Raw genomic sequence first — 18,777 nt, 5'->3', positions numbered from 1 at the left:
GTCCTTTCGGGTTCGCCACCAGGTTCCCCCGCTGGTCGCGGCCGTGACAGCGGCGGGATTGCCACGGTCCGCAAGGATCGCGCCACGGGCGGCGGCGCGCCCGGCTATTCGCCCCGGGTGAAGGTGCGCCGGTACTCGCTCGGCGTGGTGCCGAGGATGCGCTGGAAGTGCAGCCGCAGGTTGGATCCGGTGCCGAGGCCGACGTCGGCGGCGATCTGCTCGACGCTGCGTTCCGATCGCTCCAGCAGCTCGCGGGCCAGGTCCACGCGGGCGCGCATGACCCACTGCATCGGCGTGTACCCGGTGTCCTCGGCGAAGCGGCGCGAGAAGGTGCGCGCCGACACGGCGGCGTGCCGCGCGAGGAGCTCCAGGGTGAGGGGCTCGCCGAGCCGGTGCAGGGCCCATTCGCGGGTGGCGGCGAACCGCTCGCCGTGCACCTCGGGCACGCTGCGGGGCACGTACTGTGCCTGGCCCCCGCTGCGGTAGGGCGCCGCGACCAGGCGCCGGGCGGCGTGGTTGGACGCGGCCACGCCGAGGTCGCCCCGCAGGACGTGCAGGCACAGGTCGATGCCCGAGGCGGCGCCGGCGGAGGTGAGCACGCTGCCCTCGTCCACGAACAGGACGTTTTCGTCGACCCGCACCAGCGGACGTTTCGCCGCCAGGGCCCGTGCGTAGTGCCAGTGCGTCGTGGCGCGCTTGCCGTCGAGCAGTCCCGTGGCGGCGAGCGCGAAGGCACCGGTGGAGATGGCGGCGAGCCGTGCGCCGCGGGCATGGGCCGCGATCAGCGCGTCGACGACGGCCGGCGGCGGGTCGTCGCGGTCGGGGAAGCGGTAGCCGGGGACGAAGACGATGTCGGCCCAGACCAGTGCTTCGAGGCCGTGCGCGACGTAGTAGGACAGGCCGTCGCCACCGGTCACCAGGCCCGGGGCCGCGCCGCACACCCGTACCTCGTACGGCATGCTCGCGCGGGTCGAGAACACCTGGGCGGGAATGCCGACGTCGAGCGGCTTGGCCCCTTCGAGGACGAGGACGGCGACATGGCGCAGGCGGGTACGTGGCACGGGCACGAGCGTACGCCAACGCAGCTTAGATGTTTATTGACTTCAAGGGATAGTCATGGATAAATCCGCATTTGGCAACACGCGCCGGATGATCCACCTTTTGGCCAGCCGGGCGCGCCAGAGTGTGGCTCCTCGGCAGGACGCCGGGAACCGTTCGGAGCCCGTCCGGCTTTCACGAGACCGGGCCGGGCTGTCTGTTGAAGGGGTCATCTCCATGTCTGCTTCTCTCGCCACCCGTCGCGTGGTCGCCTCCCTCGTGGCCGCGGGCGCCCTCATCGGTGCGGCGGCCCTGCCGGCCGTCGCCGCCGACCACGGACGCGACCACAAGGGCCAGCGCTCGGCGGTCGTCATCGGCGGCGTCCAGTACGACAGCCCCGGCCGCGACGACCGCTCCAACCGCGCCCTGAACGGGGAGTGGGTCGAGGTGAAGAACACCGGCCGCCACAGCGTCAACCTGCGGGGCTTCACCCTGACCGACCGTGAGGGCAACCGCTACCGCTTCAGCGACTTCCGCCTGGACGGCCGCTCCAGCGTCAAGGTCCACACCGGCCAGGGCCGCAACACCCAGCGCGACCTCTACCAGGGCCGCCGTCAGCAGATCTGGGACAAGCGCGACACCGCCACCCTGCGCGACAACCGCGGGAACGTCCTGGACACGCAGTCGTGGGGCCGCGGCGGCCACCACAGCTGACCCTCACCGGCGGCCGCTCCCCCCGGGGGCGTCGAGCCGCCGCCCGTGTCCGGCCTCCCGCCGACCGCCGTCCGGCGGTCAGCGGGGGGCCGTCCGCGCCTCGTCGAGCAGGAAGTCCAGGAAGTACCCGGCCAGCGGGATCCGCAGGAGCGGCTCCAGGAAGAGGAACTGGCCCTGCGGATTCACTTCGAGCCAGACCGGCTCCCCGCTCGGGGTCAGTTTGATGTCGATGGCCCCCATGCGCAGGCCGAGCCCCCGCAGGACCGCCACCACCTTCTCCGCCGTCTCGTCGGGAACGGGCCACACCGAGATCGGAATGGTGAGGTCCGCGCGCCAGTCGAGTTTGTCGGTCTTCAGCAGGGCCGCGTACATGCGGTCACCGAAGCAGTTCAGACGAACGTGTTCGTCCCCTTCGATGTATTCCTGGTAGATCGCGGGGCACGCCTCGAAGGATTCCATCGCGATCGAGGCCGGGTCTTCGAGGTACTGGGTGAAGAGCAACGGCCCCGACGTGCCCACCACGGGCTTGACGATGACGCGTCCGACCTCTCCCAGGAAATCCGCCACCTCGTCGCGCGACTGCGTGACCAGGGTCCTGGGGACCCGGAATCCCGATTTCTGGGCGACAGCCATCTGATACAGCTTGTCCGACGCCCGGTCGGTCGCCTCGGGATGGGAGATCCACTGCCCGTGGAAGGCCGTGCAGAGAATTCCTGTGAGCGCCCCGCGGCAATCGTTGTTGATGAGGTTCCGCTCGAATGCGTCCTTGTTGTCCTCCGTGGCCTTCTGGGCGGCTCGCACCCTTCGCCACCAGACCAACGAGGTCTCTTCCAGGGCGATTTCCCGCCCGTCCGAGGTGCGCAGCGTGGTCGGGGAGTTCCCGTGAGAATCCCAGGAGAGGCTTTGTCTTCCGCTGAGCCGATCACACTCGACTATGTGGAAATCCCGGTATCCGCGCCTGCGCGCCTCGTTCCGGACCGCGAGTGCGTGAATGTCATCCTTGAGCGAAACGGTGACAATCATTCGGGGCAGACATCACTCTTGTCGGAGCAGCCGCAGGAGCAGCCCTCGGTACCGGTGGCCCGCAGATCGCTGGCGGACATCTCCAGACCGGTCGTCTGCCGGACGATTGTTTCCCATACACGCAGTTCCTCCGGCGTTTCCAGCCGGATGAACGAGTCGGGCTGGCATTCGATGACGACCGGGGGAGGATTCTTGTCCAACCGCGCCTTGTCCACGGGTTCGCCGAGCTTGATCTTCGTCATCACCCTCACTCCCTATAGCACAAGTTGGCCATTCACAACCAGCCTATGCCTCCCTCCCGGCCCCGCAACTCCGGGCGGAGGACGGAATGTGACCGCGTATCCGGAGACGGTGTTCCGGCGGGGTTCTGTATCGGGTGTGTATCGGGGAACGCTTGGTCGTCCATCGATCGGTTCCGTCCGCCGTGCGATGCGCGGACCACCTCCGGTGTCTGGCCTATCGTTCCCTTCAGGTCGCCCCTCCCGGTCGCCGACCGCATCCGTCCCGACAGGAGTCGTCCGCCCGTGTCCGTGTCCACCCCGGCTCCCGCCCCCGCGCCTCCCGTGCGCGTGCTGCTGGTGGAGGACGACGAGCTCATGCGCCGGTCCTTCGCCGTCGCCCTGGAACGCTACGGCTACCGCGTGCGGACCGCCGCCGACGGGCTGACCGCGCTGGAGCTCTTCCGCGACGCGGACTTCGACCTGCTGATCCTGGACGTGATGCTGCCCGGCCTCGACGGGATCGGGCTCTGCCGCAGGGTCCGGGAGACCAGCCTGGTGCCGGTCCTGATGATGTCCGCCCGCGGTGACGGGCTCGACGTCGTCGCCGGTCTGGAGGCCGGGGCCGACGACTACGTGGTCAAGCCCGTGGACACCTACGTCCTCGTGGCGCGGATCCGTTCCCTGCTGCGGCGGGCGACCTACGCGCCCGCGCCGCCGCCCGCACCCCGGCCCGCGTCGCCCCCGGACACCGGGACCCCGGCCTCCGACGGGCGCTCACTGGTCTTCGGGGACCTGACCATCGACACCGCCGGACTGGAGGTGTCCCTCGCCGGAAGCCCGGTGGCGCTGACCCCGACCGAGCTGAAACTGCTGCTGGAGTTCGCCGCCCATCCGGGCATCGTGCTGGACCGGCACACCCTCCTGCGCGAGGTCTGGGACTACGGATGGGACGGCGACAGCCGGGTGGTCGACCTCTGCGTGCAGCGGCTGCGGGGCAAGGTGGGCCGGGACCGGATCGAGACGGTGCGCGGCTTCGGCTACAAGTTCAGGCGCTGAGGCCGGTGCGCCCGTTCCCCCGGCCGCGGCCGGACCGCGTGTCCCTGCGCTGGAAGATCGCCGCGCTGGCCGCGGCCACGGCCTGCCTGGTCGCCGCCGCGGTGGGCGCGCTCGTGCACGTGTGGACCGCGCGGGACATCCGCGGCCGGGCCGAGGCACAGGCCCTCAACTCGCTCTACGCCGCCATGGAAGTCCACCGGCGCACCGGAACCCTGACGAACGGCGCCGATCTCGATCCGGCCGGGCTTCCCGCCTCCCTGCGCCGGCTCACCGACACCTCCCGGCACACGGCGTACGACGGGCGCGTCGACGGCAACCTGGGCCCCAGCGTCTGGGCGGCCGTACGGACCGACGGTCCCGGCGGCCGGGTGCTGGCCGTCCAGGTGAACATGGGCCCGGAGCTCCACGACCTGCAACGCCTCGACGTGACCATGACGGTGGCCTCGCTGGCCGCCCTGGTGGCGGCCACACCCGTGGCGGTGTACGGGGCCGGGCTGCTCGCCCGCCGGCTGCGGCGGGTCTCCGAGACGGCGGGCCGGATCTCCGCCGGTGACCTCGACGCCCGGACGGGCCCCACCAAGGGCCGGGACGAGGTGGCCGACATCGCCGCCACCGTCGACCTCATGGCCGACAGCCTCAGCCGGCGCCTGCGCACCGAGCGCCAGTTCACCGCGGACGTCGCCCACGAACTGCGCACCCCGGTCGGCGGCCTGCTGGCGGCCGTCGACCTGCTCCCGCCCGGGGAGACGGAGGATCTGCTCCGGGCCCGGGTGCGCGACCTGCGCGGGCTGGTCGAGGACCTGCTGGAGATCTCCAGGCTGGACGCCGGCGCCGAACGGCCGGTGCGCGCCCACGTGCCGCTCGGGGCGGTCGTCGCGGAGGCCGTGGCCCGCACGGGCCTCGACGCCCGTGTCACCGTGACCGGACCCGGGGCGGCGGCCCGAGCGGTGGAGACGGCGCAGACGGTGGAGACCGATCCGCGCCGCCTCGAACGGATCGTCGGCAACCTCGTGATCAACGCCCACCGGCACGGAGCCGCCCCGGTGGAGGTCACCGTCGAGGGCCGTACCGTCGTCGTGCGCGACCACGGCCCCGGGTTCCCCCGTGACATCCTCCTCGGCGGCCCCCGCCGCTTCCACACGGGTGCCGCGGAGCGCGGCTCCGGGCACGGCCTGGGGCTGACCATCGCCCTGGGCCAGGCCCGGCTGCTGGATGCCGAACTGCGGCTGGACAACGCCCCGGACGGCGGCGCCGTCGCCACGCTGCGCCTGCCGTAGCGCCGCTGCACAACCGATACACGACGGAGCGGCGGCCCGTACCCGGCCGCCCGGGCGCCGATACGTTCGCCGGACACCCTTCGAAGCGCACCGCAGCGCACCGAAGAGGAGTCCCCGTGACCGCCGTCCCCCGTTTCCCGTCCGACCCGCTCGCTCCGCGCCCGACGACCGGGGCCGCCGTCGCGGCCGCCACCACCGACCTGTCGAAGGTCTACGGCGACGGCGACACCCGCGTCGTCGCCCTGGACCGCGTCAGCGTCTCCTTCCGGGAGGGCGAGTTCACGGCCATCATGGGTCCGTCCGGCTGCGGCAAGTCCACCCTGATGCACTGCGCGGCCGGGCTCGACTCCTTCAGCTCCGGTTCCGTCCGCATCGGCACGACCGAACTCGGGGACCTGGACGACGGGCAGCTCACGCGGCTGCGCCGCGACCGCGTCGGGTTCATCTTCCAGGCGTTCAACCTGCTGCCGACCCTGACCGCGCTGGAGAACATCACGCTGCCGCTGACCATCGCGGGACGGCGGCCCGACCCTCAGTGGCTGGACCGCGTGGTGTCGATGGTCGGCCTCTCCCAGCGCCTGGGCCACCGGCCCGGGCAGCTGTCCGGCGGGCAGCAGCAACGCGTCGCCGTGGCCCGGGCGCTGGTCTCCCGCCCCGCCATCGTCTTCGGTGACGAGCCCACCGGGAACCTCGACTCCCGGGCCGGGGCGGAGGTCCTCGGCTTCCTGCGCGATTCGGTGACCGAGCTGGGTCAGACGGTGGTCATGGTCACCCACGACCCGGTCGCCGCCGGGTACGCCGACCGCGTGGTCTTCCTCTCCGACGGCCGCCTCGTCGACGAGATGGCCCGTCCCACCCCCGAACGCGTCCTGGACCGGATGAAGGCGTTCGACACCCGTGCGCACACCGGCTGATCCGTCCCCCTCCCCCGCTCCGCACCAGCCACCCGCTCGCGTCCGCCGAGCCCGCCCCCCAGGATCCGCACCCATGTTCCGTACCGCCTTGCGCAACGTCCTCGCGCACAAGGCCCGCCTGCTGATGACCGCGTTCGCGGTCATGCTGGGCGTCACCTTCATCTCCGGCAGCCTGATCTACGGCGACAGCGCGAACCGCGCCGCCACGGCCCGGGCGACCGACGGATACGGGCGCATCGCCGTCAGCGTCTTCCCCGACGACTCCCGCGGCGGCGCCGCCGTGGCCGGCGACGGTCCGCCCGGTGTCGACGCCGCCACGGTCGCCGCCCTGGCCAAGGTCGCCGGCGTCGCCGCCGCCACCGGACGGGTCGACGGCTTCGCCGCCGTCGCCGACCGCGACGGGCGCCTCCTCGGCCACGGCCCGTCCCACAAGGGCGCCAACTTCGCACCGGGCGCCCACGGCACGGACCCGGCCTACCGGTTCACCCGGGGGTCCGGCCCGACCCGCGACGACGCGATCGCCCTCGACGAGACCACGGCCGCGAAGGGCGGCTACCGCGTCGGTGACACCGTGCGCGTCGGCACGAACCAGGGCGCCGCCTCGTACACGCTCAGCGGGATCTTCCGCACCGACGGGACCGCGCGGCCCGCCGGGGGCAGCCTGACGCTGTTCACCGACGCCACCGCCCAGCGGCTCTTCCTGCGGCCCGGCCGTTACGCGAAGGCCGACCTGACGGCGGCGCCCGGCACCGGCGTGCGGGACCTCCTCGGCCGGGTCGAGTCGGCGCTGCCCCCGGGCACCGGCGCGGCCACCGGGGCCCAACTCGCCCGGATCCAGGCGAACCTCGCCACCAACGACAGCGACACCATGAGCCAGATCCTCGTCGGGTTCGCCGCCGTCGCGCTGTTCACCGCCACCTTCCTCATCTCCAACACCTTCACGATGCTGGTCTCCCGGCGCACCAGGGAGCTGGCCCTGATGCGGGCCGTCGGCGCCACCCGCCGGCAGGTGCGCCGCGTCCTGCTGACCGAGTCGCTCCTCGTCGGCGCGCTCGCCTCGGCGGCCGGTCTCGCCGCCGGCACCGGGGTCGCGGCCCTGCTCCGGACGGTCTTCGCCGCCGACGACGCCCCGGCCGCCCCGCTGGTCCTCACCCCGGGCACCGTGCTCACGTCCCTGCTGGTCGGAACCGTCCTGCCCATGGTCGCCGCCTGGCTCCCGATCCGCCGGGCGATGGCGATCCCGCCCGTCGCGGCGCTCGGCGCGGCCGAACCCGCGCAGCCTGCCCGGACGGGCTCCCTGCGCACCGGCCTGTGCGCCGCGCTGCTGCTCGCCGGTGTCGGGGCGGCCGCGTACGGGGCCCTCTCCCCGGGGCGGGACTCGCGGACGGTCATCGGCGTCGGCGCGGCCCTGGCGCTGACCGGTGCGATCGGCCTGATCCCCTTGCTGGCCCGGCCGTTCACGGCCTTGCTGCGGCCGCTGCTGACCCGCCTCCACCCGGTGCACGGCACCCTCGCGGCCCGCAACACCGTGCGCGATCCGCGGCGTACGGGTGCCACGGCGGCGGCGCTCGCCATCGCGCTCACCCTGGCCTCGGGCCTGTCCGTCCTCGGCGCCTCCGCCGCCCGCTACCTCGACCGCGCGACCACCCACGACTTCACCGCCGACTACCTGGTGAAGCCCGCCGAGGGCGGCATGCGGATGACCCCGGACACCGCGGCCCCCCTCAAGGGGCTTCCGGGCGTCCGGTCCAGTCCGCTCGACCAGTCCACCGGGTACCGCCTGGGCGGTGTCCCCTCCGTCCTGACCGGCGTGGACCCGGCCACCATCGGCGGGCTCCTGCGGTACGACGTGATCGAGGGCTCCCTGGACTCGCTCGCCGAGGGCCGGATCGCCGTGGCCGACTTCAAGGCCGGGCCGGCCGGCTGGCGCGTCGGCCAGACCCTCCCCCTGGAGCGGCAGGACGGCAAGCGCGGGAGCGTCACCATCGGCGCCGTCTACCGGGCGGACGAGCAGAGCAACCTGCTCCCCAGCATCACCGCGCCCGACTCCCTCGTGGCCCGGTACGACTCCGCCCCGAGCACCGCCGGCGTCCTCGTCGACACGCCCGGCGGACCGGGCCGGGCCTCCCTGGGCGAGGTCACCCGCGCCCTCGGGGACAACCCCGCCCTGGCCGTACTCGACCAGGCAGGCATCCGCGCCCAGGACAGCGGGGACATCGGCGAACAGCTCAACGTGTTCTACGCGCTGCTCAGCATGGCCCTGGCCATCGCCGCGCTGGGCATCGCGAACACCCTCGCGATGTCCGTCCTCGAACGCCACAAGGAGATCGGCACGCTGCGCGCCCTCGGCGTCGACCGCTCCGGGGTGAGCCGCATGATCCGCCTGGAGGCCCTGCTCCTCGGCGGGCTCGGCGCGACGCTCGGCACGGCCCTGGGCGTCTTCCTGGGGTGGGCGCTCGGACGCACCCTCCAGGAGAGCGTGGCGGGCTACGCGCTGGTCCTTCCCTGGGGGCGGCTGGCCGTCGGCGTGCTCATCGCGCTGGTGGGCGCGCTGCTCGCCTCGGTCTGGCCGGCCCGCAGGGCCGCCCGGACCGACATTGCGGCCGCGACGGCGGTGCAGTAACCATTCGCCCCAACTCCCGCAAGGTCCCGTACGGCGGCCTCGGACGCGGCGGCGTTCCGGGTGTGCCCGGCATTGGAGTGACATGCCGTTTCCCGTTGCCCCCCGCCGATGTTGAAGGGCCGACACGCCACCTCTCAGGCGCGTCATCCAGAGATCTTGTAGGAGTAGTCATGCGTATGCGTTCCGCCCTGACCGCCTCTGTCCTGGCCGCCGGCATCCTGCTGGGCGGGGCCGGCGCCGCCCTGGCGAACGACGGCGTCGACCTGGAGCAGTTCTCCGGCGGCCACGCCGCCTTCGCGTCCACCTGCTCGTCGGCCGCCGCCATCCCGGCCGCGTTCGGCCCCGCCTACACCTCGACCTGCGCGAAGGAGGGCGAGAAGGAGTGGGCCGACTTCGCCCACCTCGGCGCCCACTGACGCTCAGGCACCACCGCGGGGGCGGCCGACCACCACGTCGGCCGCCCCCGCGGCGTGCGGGCCCCGCCGCGTGCGCCCCCGCGGACCGGCGGTGGTCTACGCCCCTTCGGGCGCCGGTGCGTGCCGCGCGAGGGTACGGCGCAGCCAGCGGGTCCTGGCCTCGCGGGCGTCCCGGCTGAGGGCCGCCCGGGGGGCGAGGGTGTCGAAGCCGTGGAAGGCCCCCGGCCACACGTGCAGTTCGGCCTGGCCGCCGGCCTGCCAGATCGCGTTGGCGTAGGCCACGTCCTCGTCCCTGAAGGTCTCGGCCGAGCCGACCTCGACGTAGGCCGGGGGCAGCCCGGACAGGTCGGTGGCCCGGGCGGGAGCCGCGTAGGCCGGCAGATCGGCGGCGCCGTGCCGGTCGCCCAGGACCGCCTGCCAGGCGGTGGCGTTGGAGGTGCGGTCCCAGGTGTCGACGCCGGCCATCTGACGGCTGGAGAAGGTCCGGTCGCGGTCGTCGAGCATGGGGCACAGGAGCAGTTGCCCGATCGGGGCGGGCCCGCCCCGGTCCCGGGTGAGGAGGGCGAGCGCCGCGGCGAGTCCGCCCCCGGCGCTCTTGCCGCCGATCACGATGCGGTCCGCGTCGATGCCCAGCCCGGCGGCGTGCGCGGCCGCCCAGACGAGGCCGGCGTAGCAGTCCTCCAGCGGTCCGGGGTAGCGCGCCCCGGGCGCCAGCCGGTAGTCGACCGAGATGACGGCCAGCCCCAGCGGGAGGGCCCACGCGCGCAGCAGTTGCGGGAGCACGGACCACGCGTTGCCCATGATCATGCCGCCGCCGTGCATGTAGTAGAGCAGGGGCAGCGGGCCCGCGGCCCCTGCCGGGCGGGCGCTCACCAGCGTCACGTCGGGGTCGCCCGCCGCTCCGGGCACGCGCAGCTCGTCCACCTCGAAGCGGCCGTCGGCCCGCAGGTCCCGCAGCGACGGCCGGGGCCGGACGGCGGCGTCCCGCTCCTGCCGGGCCACGAGGTTCTGCGGGGTGAACGGCTCCCGCACGGCGTCCCCCAAGGCCGCCAGGGCCGCGCCCAGTTCGGGGTCGAAGGGGGGCGCGGCCGGACCCGGACCCGTGAGGGGGCCGGGCCCGTACGGCCCGCCGCCGGCGCTCATGCGGGGTCCCGCCGTCCCGCGGGGGAGGCCTCGCACTCCAGGACGCGGCCGTCGACGGTGCCGACGAGCAGGTGGCCCTGCGGTGCCAGGACGAGGGACAGCGCCACGGTGGGTGCGCCGCCGACCTCCAGTGCGCGGTGCCACCGCACGGAACCGTCCTCGGCGTCCAGTGCCACCAGCGCGCCGGAGTTGTAGGCCACGTAGACCGTCTCGCCGTCGGTGTCGAGGGCGGTCGCGGGGTGGTCGGTGCGGTACTGCCAACGCACGTCCCCGTCCAGGGACCGCCGTACGACGTAGGCTCCCCCGGGCCGTATGCCCTGGCCGTCGTGGACCTCGCCCGCGTACACCAGGGACGGGCCGATCTCGGCCGCGGGGCCGCCGAAGTGGTGCTCCTGCGGTTCCCAGGAGTGCGGGAAGAGCCGGCGCGGTGTCCCGTCGGCGCTCACCGCCATGACCCACTTGTCCCGGTGCGGCTCGCCCGGGTCCGTACCCACCAGGGCGTACGCGGCGCTCGCGCGCCGGACCGGGAAGGGATGGTTGAACACGTCGAACCCGCCGGCCTCCGGTCCGTCAACCGGACCGGTCCGATCCAGCAGCACCAGCCGTGCGGGAGGCTTCCGGGGGCCGTCCAGGATCCGCAGGACCGTCCGGGAGCCCCCCGCGAGCAGGACCGCGGGCGCGTCCGGGACCACGGTCTCCAGCACCCGCCCCGTCTCCAGGGCGATCCGGGCGATCCGGGCGCTCTCGGGGGACGGATGCTCCCCGCGTCCCGCGCGCAGGTGGCCGCGTTCGGCGTTGGTCCACAGGGAGGTCCCGTCGGGGGCCGGGAGGAGCTGGCGCCCGCCCACCTCGTCCTCGACCGCCCACTGCCGCTCCCCCGACGGGAGCCACGACTCCGCACGGACCCCGTCCAGGGCAGCCAGGGCGCGGCCGTCCTCCAGGGCTTCGACGGCCCACACCCGGCGGCGTACGGACCAGGTTCGGCCGGCCGCCGCCGCGAGCTCCGTCAGGAGCGCGCGGGCCTCCCCGCCACGGTCGGTCCGGGCGGCCGGCTCCGCGGGGGCGGCCAGCTCGTCGGAGCCGATCGCCCCCTTCCCGACCGCGCTCCAGTCGGGGCGGTCGACCACGGTCACGTGGCCCTGCCGGTGCGCGAGACGGTTGTCCCAGTCGTCCGTGGGTGCCAGCACCAGGCGCAGCGCCGTGGCGCCGAGCCACTCCACGCCGAGCACTTCCCGCGCGTCGCTCAGCGCGGACACCACGGCGCCGGTTGCGGTGTCGATCAGGAGCAGTTCGCCCTCGAAGAGGAAACCGCCGTCGTAGCGGCCCGTTCCGGCGGCCAGGAGGGGGAGGACGGGGTGGAAGGCGAGCGAGCGCACCGGGTACCGGGACCGGGTGAGGTGGCGGCAGCGCAGTCCGTCCCGCTCGTAGATCCCGATCCGGTGCCCCGTCCAGCGGGAGGTCGCGATCGCGCCGCCGCGCCACTGGACGGAGCCCACGTCCCCGCCCACGGCGACCAGCCGCGAGCTCTCGTGGACGAGGGCCAGGGCCGGTTCTCCGATCTCGGCGAACGGACGGTCGCCGAGCACGCGGCGGACGAACGGCTCAGGGGGCATGCGGGGTCCTCCCGGGACGGTGGGTGATCGTCCATGATCCCCACGCCCGGGACGGACCGCCAACGGATTCCGCCCGGCCCCGCACCGCTCACCGCTCGGAGGTGTGGCGGATCCGCGCCCACAGGGGCAGGACGAACCAGCACAGCAGGTACCAGGCCAGCACGCCGCCCACGATCCAGGGCACGAGGGCGTTGTGGGTGGCGACCCGCAGGACGAGCAGGAGCGCCGCCGTGCAGGTGGCCAGGAGCAGGACGAGGCCCGTGGCGATCAGGCGCCCGGCCCACACGACCGCCTCGGGTTTGATCCGCCGGCCCGCGACGATGCGGTGGAAGGCCACCGGGCCGATGAGCGCGCCTGTCGCCAGCGACCCCAGCACCACGGTGACGATGTAGATCGTCTTATCGGTCTGCGGGAGACCCGCGAAGACGGGGGTGAAGACGACCGTGAGCAGGAAGCCGAAGAGGATCTGGACGCCGGTCTGGGCGACGCGGATCTCCTGGAGGAGGTCCTGCCACTGCCGGTCCGCGCGCTCTTCCACGCTCTCGTTCCGCCCGGCCCTGGTGTCGTGGGGCATGACGCCTCCCTGGAACGCCCGTCACCGCGCGCCTACCCGCGAGCGGGCCCCGCATGCGCGGGGGCGGACCGGGGCCCTACAGGCCGGTCCGGTCCGCGTACCACGCGGCTCCGGCGGCCGTGGTGCCCGCCCAGCCGACGTAGCCGTCGGGGCGGACGAGGTAGAGGCCGTCCCCGTACGCCGCCTGCGACGGCGCCCGCACCGTGCGGGCGGTGGGCAGGGCCGGCAGGGCGGCTCCGGGGGCGGCGCCCACGGCCAGCAGGGTCCAGTGCGGGCCCCGGAACGCGTCGAAGAGCCGTGCGCCGTCGCCCGCGTCGCCGTCCGGCGCGCGGTCGCCCGCCCGCACCGCGTCCTCGGGCAGGTCCGTACGGGTCTCCACCGCCAGGGAGGACTCCCGGTAGCCCAGGCCCAGTTGCCGCGTGGCCGCACCGCGCCGGGCCTCTCCCCGGTGGATCCGGGTGGACAGGCCGAGCATCTCGGCGGCGACGGGCCGCCGTTCCTCCTCGTAGGTGTCCAGGAGGGAGTCGGGCGCGCGGCCCCCCAGTACGGCGCCGAGCTTCCAGCCCAGGTTGTACGCGTCCTGGACGCTGGTGTTGAGTCCCTGGCCGCCCGCGGGCGAGTGGACGTGCCCGGCGTCCCCGGCCAGGAAGATCCGCCCCTGCCGGAAGCCGTCGGCCAGCGCGGCGCGCGGCCGGAAGTCCGAGGCCCAGAGCACCTGCGTCACCGCTTCGGGGGCGAGGTGCGAGCGGGCGGCGAGCACGGCCCGGATTCCGTCGACGGAGAGGTCGATGTCCGCGCCTTCCGGGAACTGGGCCGTGAGCTGGAAGTCCCGCGTCCCGGCGAGCGGGCAGAGCGCGAGGAACCCGGCACCGTCGGCGGCCGGGAAGACGTGCCAGTTCTCGCGGTCCAGGCCTTCGACGCGGACGTCGGCGACCAGCACGGGTCGGGGGTCCACGGTCTCACCCGCCATGGCGATGCCGAGCGCGCGCCGGACGGTGGAGCGGCCGCCGTCGGCGGCGACGGCGTAGCGGGCGCGCAGCGCCGGGCCCGAGGCGAAAACGGCCGTCACCCCTTCCCCGTCCTGGGTGATGCCCACCAGCTCGCGGCCGAAGGCGACCTCTCCGCCCAGTTCCGCGAGGCGGGCGGCGAGGATCTCCTGCGTGCGCCACTGCGGGACCATCCAGGGCTCGCGGTACGGCGAGTCCCCGGGCTCCTCGCTGTCGTCGAACATCTGGTGCTCGCCCCGGCGCACGCCGTCCTGCCAGACCATCGCGACCGGGTAGGGGCCGCCGGCCGCGGCGATCGCCTCGCCCACGCCCAGGTCGTCGAGGACCTCCCGGGTACGGGGCTGGACGCCCTTGCCGCGGGAGCCGGGGAAGAGGCCCCCGGCCCGTTCCACGACGAGGGCCCGCACACCGCGCCGCGCCAGGTCCACGGCGAGGGCGAGACCGGTGGGGCCCGCACCGATGACCAGTACGTCGTACATGGCATTCTCCTTAACGCTGTTAAGTTCCGTCTCCCCGAAGAATTGCCTTAACACTGTTAAGCTGTCAAGCGTGACGACCCGGAAAGCTCCCAGACTCGACAAGAGGCAGATCGTGGATACCGCGCTGCGGCTCCTCGACGAGACCGGCCTCGACGGCCTCACCCTGCGCGCCATCGCCAAGGAGCTGAACGTCCAGGCGCCCGCCCTGTACTGGCACTTCAAGGGCAAACAGGAGCTGCTCGACGAGATGGCCACGGAGATGTACCGCCGGATGGCCGCGGACGCCGACGCGCGGCTCGCCCCCGGCGCCACGTGGCGGGAGCGGCTCCTGGCGGGCAACAGGTGCCTGCGCGCGGCCCTGCTGGGGTACCGCGACGGGGCGAAGGTCTTCAGCGGTTCCCGCTTCACGGGCACCGAACACGCGGTCCAGATGGAGGCGAACCTGCGCGCCCTCACCGAGGCGGGCTTCACCCCGCCCCAGGCGGTCCGCGCCACCTCCACGGTCTACTTCTTCACCCTGGGGTTCGTCACCGAGGAACAGGGCGTGGAGCCCCTGCCGGGGCAGCGCCGGGAGGGCTACGACATCGAGGAGCGCGCCGCCCGGCTGGCCGACTACCCGCTCGCCGCGACGGCCGGCGCCGACCTGTTCCAGGACTACGACGAGGGCTTCGAGGAGGGTCTGGAGCTGGTCCTGGCCGGAATCGCGGCCCGCTACGGCATCGGCTGACCGCACTCCCGCCCGGTCAGGGGCGGACCGGCACTCCCCCGGCCGCAGCGGGCGCCCGGCCCCTGATCGTCAGCCCGGCGACCAGGGCCGCGAGCAGCAGGAATCCGCACACCCACCAGACGATGAGAGGGAAGTCCCGTAGCCGGTCGGCGGACTGGACGAAGCCGCCGAGCAGCACCGTGCCGAGTACGACGCCCATGTGCTGCCCCGCGGCCAGTGCCCCCGAGGCCGCGCCGGAGTGCTTCCCGGGGACGGCGGCGGTCATGACGGCGAGGACGGGGACGAGGGCCACGCCGACGCCCGAGCCGGCGAGGAGCACGCCGGGCAGCACCGGGCCGATGCCCTTGCTGTCCCCGAGCCCGGAGAGGAGGAACAGGCCGAGCGTGACGGCCAGCAGGCCTGCGACGATCAGCACGCGGGGCGCGACGCGGTCCAGCAGGCGCGCGGAGACCTGGGTCGAACCGATGGTGACGGCCCCGACCAGCAGCATGAGGCCGGGGCCGGGGGCCGCGTAGGAGAAGACCGCCGGTACGACGGCGAGCAGGCCCGCGCCCGCCAGGACCGAGGTGACGAGGCAGCCCGTGCGGCCCGGGGTCCGGAAGAAGTGCGGCGGCAGGAGGGGATCCGGAATCCGGGTCTGCCGTATCAGGAAGGCCGCGAGCAGGACGGCGCTGAGCGCCAGTGAGACGGCGACGGGAGGCTCGAACCCGTGGCGCCGGCTCAGCTCACCGAAGGCGAAGGTGAAGGCGACGAGCCCGCCGGAGCTGAGCAGCACGCCCGGCACGTCGAGCCGGTCACCGGAGCCGCCCGCACGGTCCGCCGGCAGGCCGAGTACGGCGCCGGCCGCGATCACTGCGGTCAGGGCGGCGGCGTACAGGGCCACGCGCCAGTGGAGCTGCGCGATCAGCAGTGCCATCAGCATCACCCCGAGCGCGGTACCACTGCCGACGACCGCGGCGTAGACCCCGAGGGCCCGGCGGCGCGCCGTGGGGTCGGTGGAACCCGTGACCACCAGGGCGAGCGAGGCGGGCAGCAGGAACGCGGCGGCGGCGCCCTGCACGGCGCGGGCCCAGATCAGCACGGACGGCGCCTCGGACGAACCGCCGACCACGGCCGCCGCGGCGAACAGGGCCAGTGCGACGGCCATGACCCGTCTGCGGCCCACGAGGTCCGCGACGCGTCCGCCGAGCGGGAGCAGCCCGCCGAGGACGAGGAGGTAGACGCCGAAGAGCTGGTACATGCCGTCGGAGGAGAGGTGCGTGTCGGCCTGGACCATAGGCCCGGCCGACCTGAACATCACGTCGTCGAGTACCACCACCAGCTGCGCCACCGCCGCCACCACCAGGCTCCGGCGCCGTCCGGCGGGCGGGGGCGCCTGGTTCCGCGCGGGGGTCGTGGTCGCGGCCGGCGAAGGAACGACGGCGGGGCTCGGGCTCGGGCTCGGGCTCGGGGCCGGGCTCGGGGCGGGGCTCGGCGCCGGGCCGAATCCGGGCGAAGGGCCGGCCGGGGCCGGGAGGGTCGGGGCGTACGCGGGAGGCGTGTGCGGGGACCGCGCCCGCGGGTCGGGCACGGGTGGCGGCGCGGCGGGGGTGACGGCGGCCGGGGGCCGGTCCGGGGCCCCGGCGCGCTGCGCGGGGGCGTAGTCCAGCAACCGGGCTGCGTGGCGCCCGAGTTGGGCCAGCACCGGGCCCGGCAGCCACTCCGTCGCCGGGTCCGTCGCGGGGTCCGGCTCCGTACGGGCGGCCACCTCCGCCGGGGAGGGCCGCCGGGCCGGGTCCTTGTGCAGGCAGGCGCCCACGAGTTCGGCCAGCGGTTGCGGTACACCGGTCAGGTCCGCCTCCTCCTCGGCCACCCGGAACAGGTGGACGTTGAGGCCGGTGTCCCGGGCGCCGAAGAGGAACCTGCCCGTGGCGGCGTAGACGAGGACGGCGCCCAGGCAGAAGACGTCGCTGGCGGGGGTGAGCGCGAGACCGCGGACCTGTTCCGGGGACATGAAGCCCGGAGAGCCGATCAGCATGCCGGTGCGCGTGTGCAGGCTGTCCCCGCCCAGGCTGTCCATCGCGCGGGCGATGCCGAAGTCGATGACCCGGGGGCCGTCGACGGTGACGAGGACGTTGGACGGCTTCAGGTCGCGGTGGATCAGGCCCGCCGCGTGCACGGCCCCGAGGGCGAGGGCGAGCCGGTTGGCGAGAGTGCGGACCGAGTGTTCCGGCAGCGGCCCGAAGTCCCTGGCGACCACCGTGTGCAGATCGGGTCCCGGCACGTACTGCGTCGCGACCCAGGGCACCGCGGCCTCCGGATCGGCGTCGAGGACCGCCGCCGTCCAGCTCCCGCCCACCTTGCGCGCGGCCGCCACCTCGCGGGCGAAGCGCCGGCGGAACTCCGGGTGCCCGGCGTACTCGGCCTGTACGACCTTGACGGCGACGGTGCGTCCGGCTTCGGAACGCCCCAGGTAGACCAGGCCCATCCCGCCCGCGCCCAGCCGGGCGATCAGACGGTACGGGCCGATGCGCGCCGGATCTTCGTCGGTCAGCTGCTCCACAGAAGTAAGATAGTGCAACTCTCCAACAGTGGGTGCCCCCTCGGGCGAATGTCGCGCCCGAGGGGGCGTGCGGTCAACGGCCTTGCAGCGCCCGGACGTTGTCGCCGAAGGTCCAGTTCCGGGATCCGTCCCAGTTGAGCGACCAGGTCATCAGCCCCTTGAGCCGGCCTCCGTAGGGGTTCCACGCCTGGGACACCAGACTCGGCGTCATGTAGCCACCGCCCGCTCCCGGTTGGGCCGGCAGCCCCGGCACCTGCTTGTCGTACGGCACCCTGACGGTGGTGTTCTGGACGACCAGACCGCGGTCGAGGCAGTCCGTCTGCGCCTTGAAGCCCGCGACGGTGCCGGCGGAGTAGGAGTCCCCGGAACAGCCGTACATGCTGCCGTTGTAGTACTGCATGTTCAGCCACCACAGCCGGCCGTTGTCCGCGTACTTCTTCACGACGGGGAGGTACGCGCCCCAGATCGAGCCGTAGGCCACGCTGCCGCCGGTGACGTACGCCGTCTCGGGGGCCATCGTCAGGCCGAAGCCGGCCGGCATGCGGGCCAGCACGCCGTCGATCATGCGGATCAGGTTGGCCTGGGACGCGGACAGCTGGGCGATGGAGCCGGAGCCGACGAGGCCGGTCTCGATGTCGATGTCGATGCCGTCGAAGTTGTACTTCTGGAGGATGGGCACGATCGTCGCGACGAACCGGTCCGCGACGGCGCTGGAGCCGAGGTCGATGCCGGCGGCCGCGCCGCCGATGGACATCAGCACGGTGAGGCCGTCCTGTTTGGCCTGGCACATCTCGGCGGGGGTCGGCACCTTCACGGTGCTGTCCATGCCGTCCTCCCACAGGACGGTCCCGTCGGAACGGATGACCGGGAAGGCCGCGTTGACGACGTTGTAGCCGTGGGCGCGGATGCGGGCGTCGGTGATCGGTATCCAGCCGAGGGGCGGGTGGACCCCGTTGGCCGAACCGTCCCAGTTCTCCCAGTAGCCCTGGAGGACCTTGCCCGTGGGCCTGGACTTGACCGGGCAGGTGTCGGCCGCGGCGGGTGCGGCGGGTGGCGGGGTCGCCGCGGCGGCGGGTAACTGCGCGAGGAGCGCGGCCGCGAGTCCCGCGCCGAGCAGGCGGATGGTCCGGCGGATCATGGAGTGCTCCCTTCGTGCCGCTTCCGCGCGGGCGCCCTGGGCGCCGCGGCGGGAGGACGGGACCGGGCGGGGGGAGGAGCGGGGGTGAGCCGGTGCGCCACAACGTAAAGTTGGTCCAGACCATCCGTCAAGGGTCTTGGCGCCGGACGGGGCGGGACGAGCGGGACGGCTGTCGGGCGGCCTCGACGCGCACCGCGCTCCCCCGGACGGCCGGTACCCGCCTCCCCGCACGCCGGCCGGAGCGGCCATAACCTGTCGGCCGTCGGCCCTGC

General features: G+C 73.9%; 16 protein-coding genes. 7 read left to right on the top strand and 9 right to left on the bottom strand.

Annotated features, from left to right (window positions below; genetic code table 11):
• Positions 1 to 104 precede the first annotated feature (104 nt).
• Positions 105 to 1,061 carry a GlxA family transcriptional regulator gene (locus SLAV_RS35460; protein WP_030230299.1) on the bottom strand — a complete coding sequence of 319 codons (957 nt, stop codon included), beginning with the start codon at positions 1,059 to 1,061 and terminating at the stop codon, positions 105 to 107.
• Positions 1,062 to 1,275: 214 nt separating this feature from the next.
• Between SLAV_RS35460 and SLAV_RS35455 the strand changes: the two genes are divergently transcribed.
• Complete coding sequence (locus SLAV_RS35455) at positions 1,276 to 1,752, top strand: lamin tail domain-containing protein (protein WP_030230296.1); 477 nt, start codon at positions 1,276 to 1,278, stop codon at positions 1,750 to 1,752.
• 78 nt (positions 1,753 to 1,830) lie between these two features.
• Here the strand turns inward: SLAV_RS35455 and SLAV_RS35450 are convergent, their stop codons facing one another.
• Together SLAV_RS35450 and SLAV_RS35445 are read right to left on the bottom strand one after the other, a co-directional pair.
• Positions 1,831 to 2,775, bottom strand: a complete 945-nt coding sequence (locus tag SLAV_RS35450) for an ATP-grasp domain-containing protein (RefSeq protein WP_030230295.1) — start codon at positions 2,773 to 2,775, stop codon at positions 1,831 to 1,833.
• Complete coding sequence (locus SLAV_RS35445) at positions 2,772 to 3,017, bottom strand: hypothetical protein (protein ID WP_037687365.1); 246 nt, start codon at positions 3,015 to 3,017, stop codon at positions 2,772 to 2,774. The genes SLAV_RS35450 and SLAV_RS35445 overlap by 4 nt, the downstream gene beginning before the upstream one ends.
• Positions 3,018 to 3,299: 282 nt before the next feature.
• Here SLAV_RS35445 and cseB point away from each other — a divergent pair, with 282 nt between their 5' ends.
• From cseB to SLAV_RS35420, 5 genes are all read left to right on the top strand, one after another.
• The gene (gene cseB, locus SLAV_RS35440; protein ID WP_030230292.1) at positions 3,300 to 4,052 is read left to right on the top strand and encodes a two-component system response regulator CseB; all 753 of its coding nucleotides are present in this window, start codon (positions 3,300 to 3,302) and stop codon (positions 4,050 to 4,052) included.
• 5 nt (positions 4,053 to 4,057) lie between these two features.
• Complete coding sequence (locus SLAV_RS35435; RefSeq protein ID WP_234333619.1) at positions 4,058 to 5,329, top strand: HAMP domain-containing sensor histidine kinase; 1,272 nt, start codon at positions 4,058 to 4,060, stop codon at positions 5,327 to 5,329.
• A 116-nt stretch (positions 5,330 to 5,445) separates the two neighbouring features.
• Positions 5,446 to 6,243 (top strand): ABC transporter ATP-binding protein, encoded by a 798-nt coding sequence (locus SLAV_RS35430; RefSeq protein ID WP_030230287.1) that lies wholly within the window; start codon positions 5,446 to 5,448, stop codon positions 6,241 to 6,243.
• A gap of 73 nt (positions 6,244 to 6,316) precedes the next feature.
• The gene (locus tag SLAV_RS35425; protein WP_030230285.1) at positions 6,317 to 8,866 is read left to right on the top strand and encodes an FtsX-like permease family protein; all 2,550 of its coding nucleotides are present in this window, start codon (positions 6,317 to 6,319) and stop codon (positions 8,864 to 8,866) included.
• A gap of 170 nt (positions 8,867 to 9,036) precedes the next feature.
• Positions 9,037 to 9,282 (top strand): hypothetical protein, encoded by a 246-nt coding sequence (locus SLAV_RS35420; protein ID WP_199922170.1) that lies wholly within the window; start codon positions 9,037 to 9,039, stop codon positions 9,280 to 9,282.
• A gap of 96 nt (positions 9,283 to 9,378) precedes the next feature.
• Here SLAV_RS35420 and SLAV_RS35415 read toward each other — a convergent pair whose 3' ends face one another.
• From SLAV_RS35415 to SLAV_RS35400, 4 genes are all read right to left on the bottom strand, one after another.
• The gene (locus tag SLAV_RS35415; RefSeq protein WP_051840984.1) at positions 9,379 to 10,425 is read right to left on the bottom strand and encodes an alpha/beta hydrolase; all 1,047 of its coding nucleotides are present in this window, start codon (positions 10,423 to 10,425) and stop codon (positions 9,379 to 9,381) included.
• Positions 10,422 to 12,038 (bottom strand): outer membrane protein assembly factor BamB family protein, encoded by a 1,617-nt coding sequence (locus tag SLAV_RS35410; protein WP_030230267.1) that lies wholly within the window; start codon positions 12,036 to 12,038, stop codon positions 10,422 to 10,424. Before SLAV_RS35410 ends, SLAV_RS35415 begins: the two co-directional genes overlap by 4 nt.
• A gap of 88 nt (positions 12,039 to 12,126) precedes the next feature.
• Positions 12,127 to 12,612, bottom strand: a complete 486-nt coding sequence (locus SLAV_RS35405) for a DUF6328 family protein (protein ID WP_030230264.1) — start codon at positions 12,610 to 12,612, stop codon at positions 12,127 to 12,129.
• A 76-nt stretch (positions 12,613 to 12,688) separates the two neighbouring features.
• Positions 12,689 to 14,098: an FAD-dependent monooxygenase gene (locus tag SLAV_RS35400; RefSeq protein ID WP_037687362.1), complete on the bottom strand. Its 1,410-nt coding sequence runs from the start codon at positions 14,096 to 14,098 to the stop codon at positions 12,689 to 12,691.
• A gap of 70 nt (positions 14,099 to 14,168) precedes the next feature.
• On the opposite strand from SLAV_RS35400, the gene SLAV_RS35395 reads away from it, so the two are divergent.
• Entirely contained in the window at positions 14,169 to 14,825 is a 657-nt protein-coding gene (locus tag SLAV_RS35395; protein WP_030230258.1) for a TetR/AcrR family transcriptional regulator, read from the top strand.
• Between the two features lie 16 nt (positions 14,826 to 14,841).
• Here the strand turns inward: SLAV_RS35395 and SLAV_RS35390 are convergent, their stop codons facing one another.
• Positions 14,842 to 17,367, bottom strand: a complete 2,526-nt coding sequence (locus SLAV_RS35390) for a bifunctional serine/threonine protein kinase/MFS transporter (RefSeq protein ID WP_051840983.1) — start codon at positions 17,365 to 17,367, stop codon at positions 14,842 to 14,844.
• Between the two features lie 73 nt (positions 17,368 to 17,440).
• Positions 17,441 to 18,505: a chitinase gene (locus SLAV_RS35385; protein ID WP_030230253.1), complete on the bottom strand. Its 1,065-nt coding sequence runs from the start codon at positions 18,503 to 18,505 to the stop codon at positions 17,441 to 17,443.
• Positions 18,506 to 18,777: the final 272 nt, after the last annotated feature.

It is taken from the genome of Streptomyces lavendulae subsp. lavendulae (genome assembly GCF_002803845.1).
Taxonomy (GTDB): domain Bacteria; phylum Actinomycetota; class Actinomycetes; order Streptomycetales; family Streptomycetaceae; genus Streptomyces; species Streptomyces lavendulae.
Note: the sequence above shows the minus strand (reverse complement) of the source record. Positions and strands in the feature narration are given on the sequence as shown.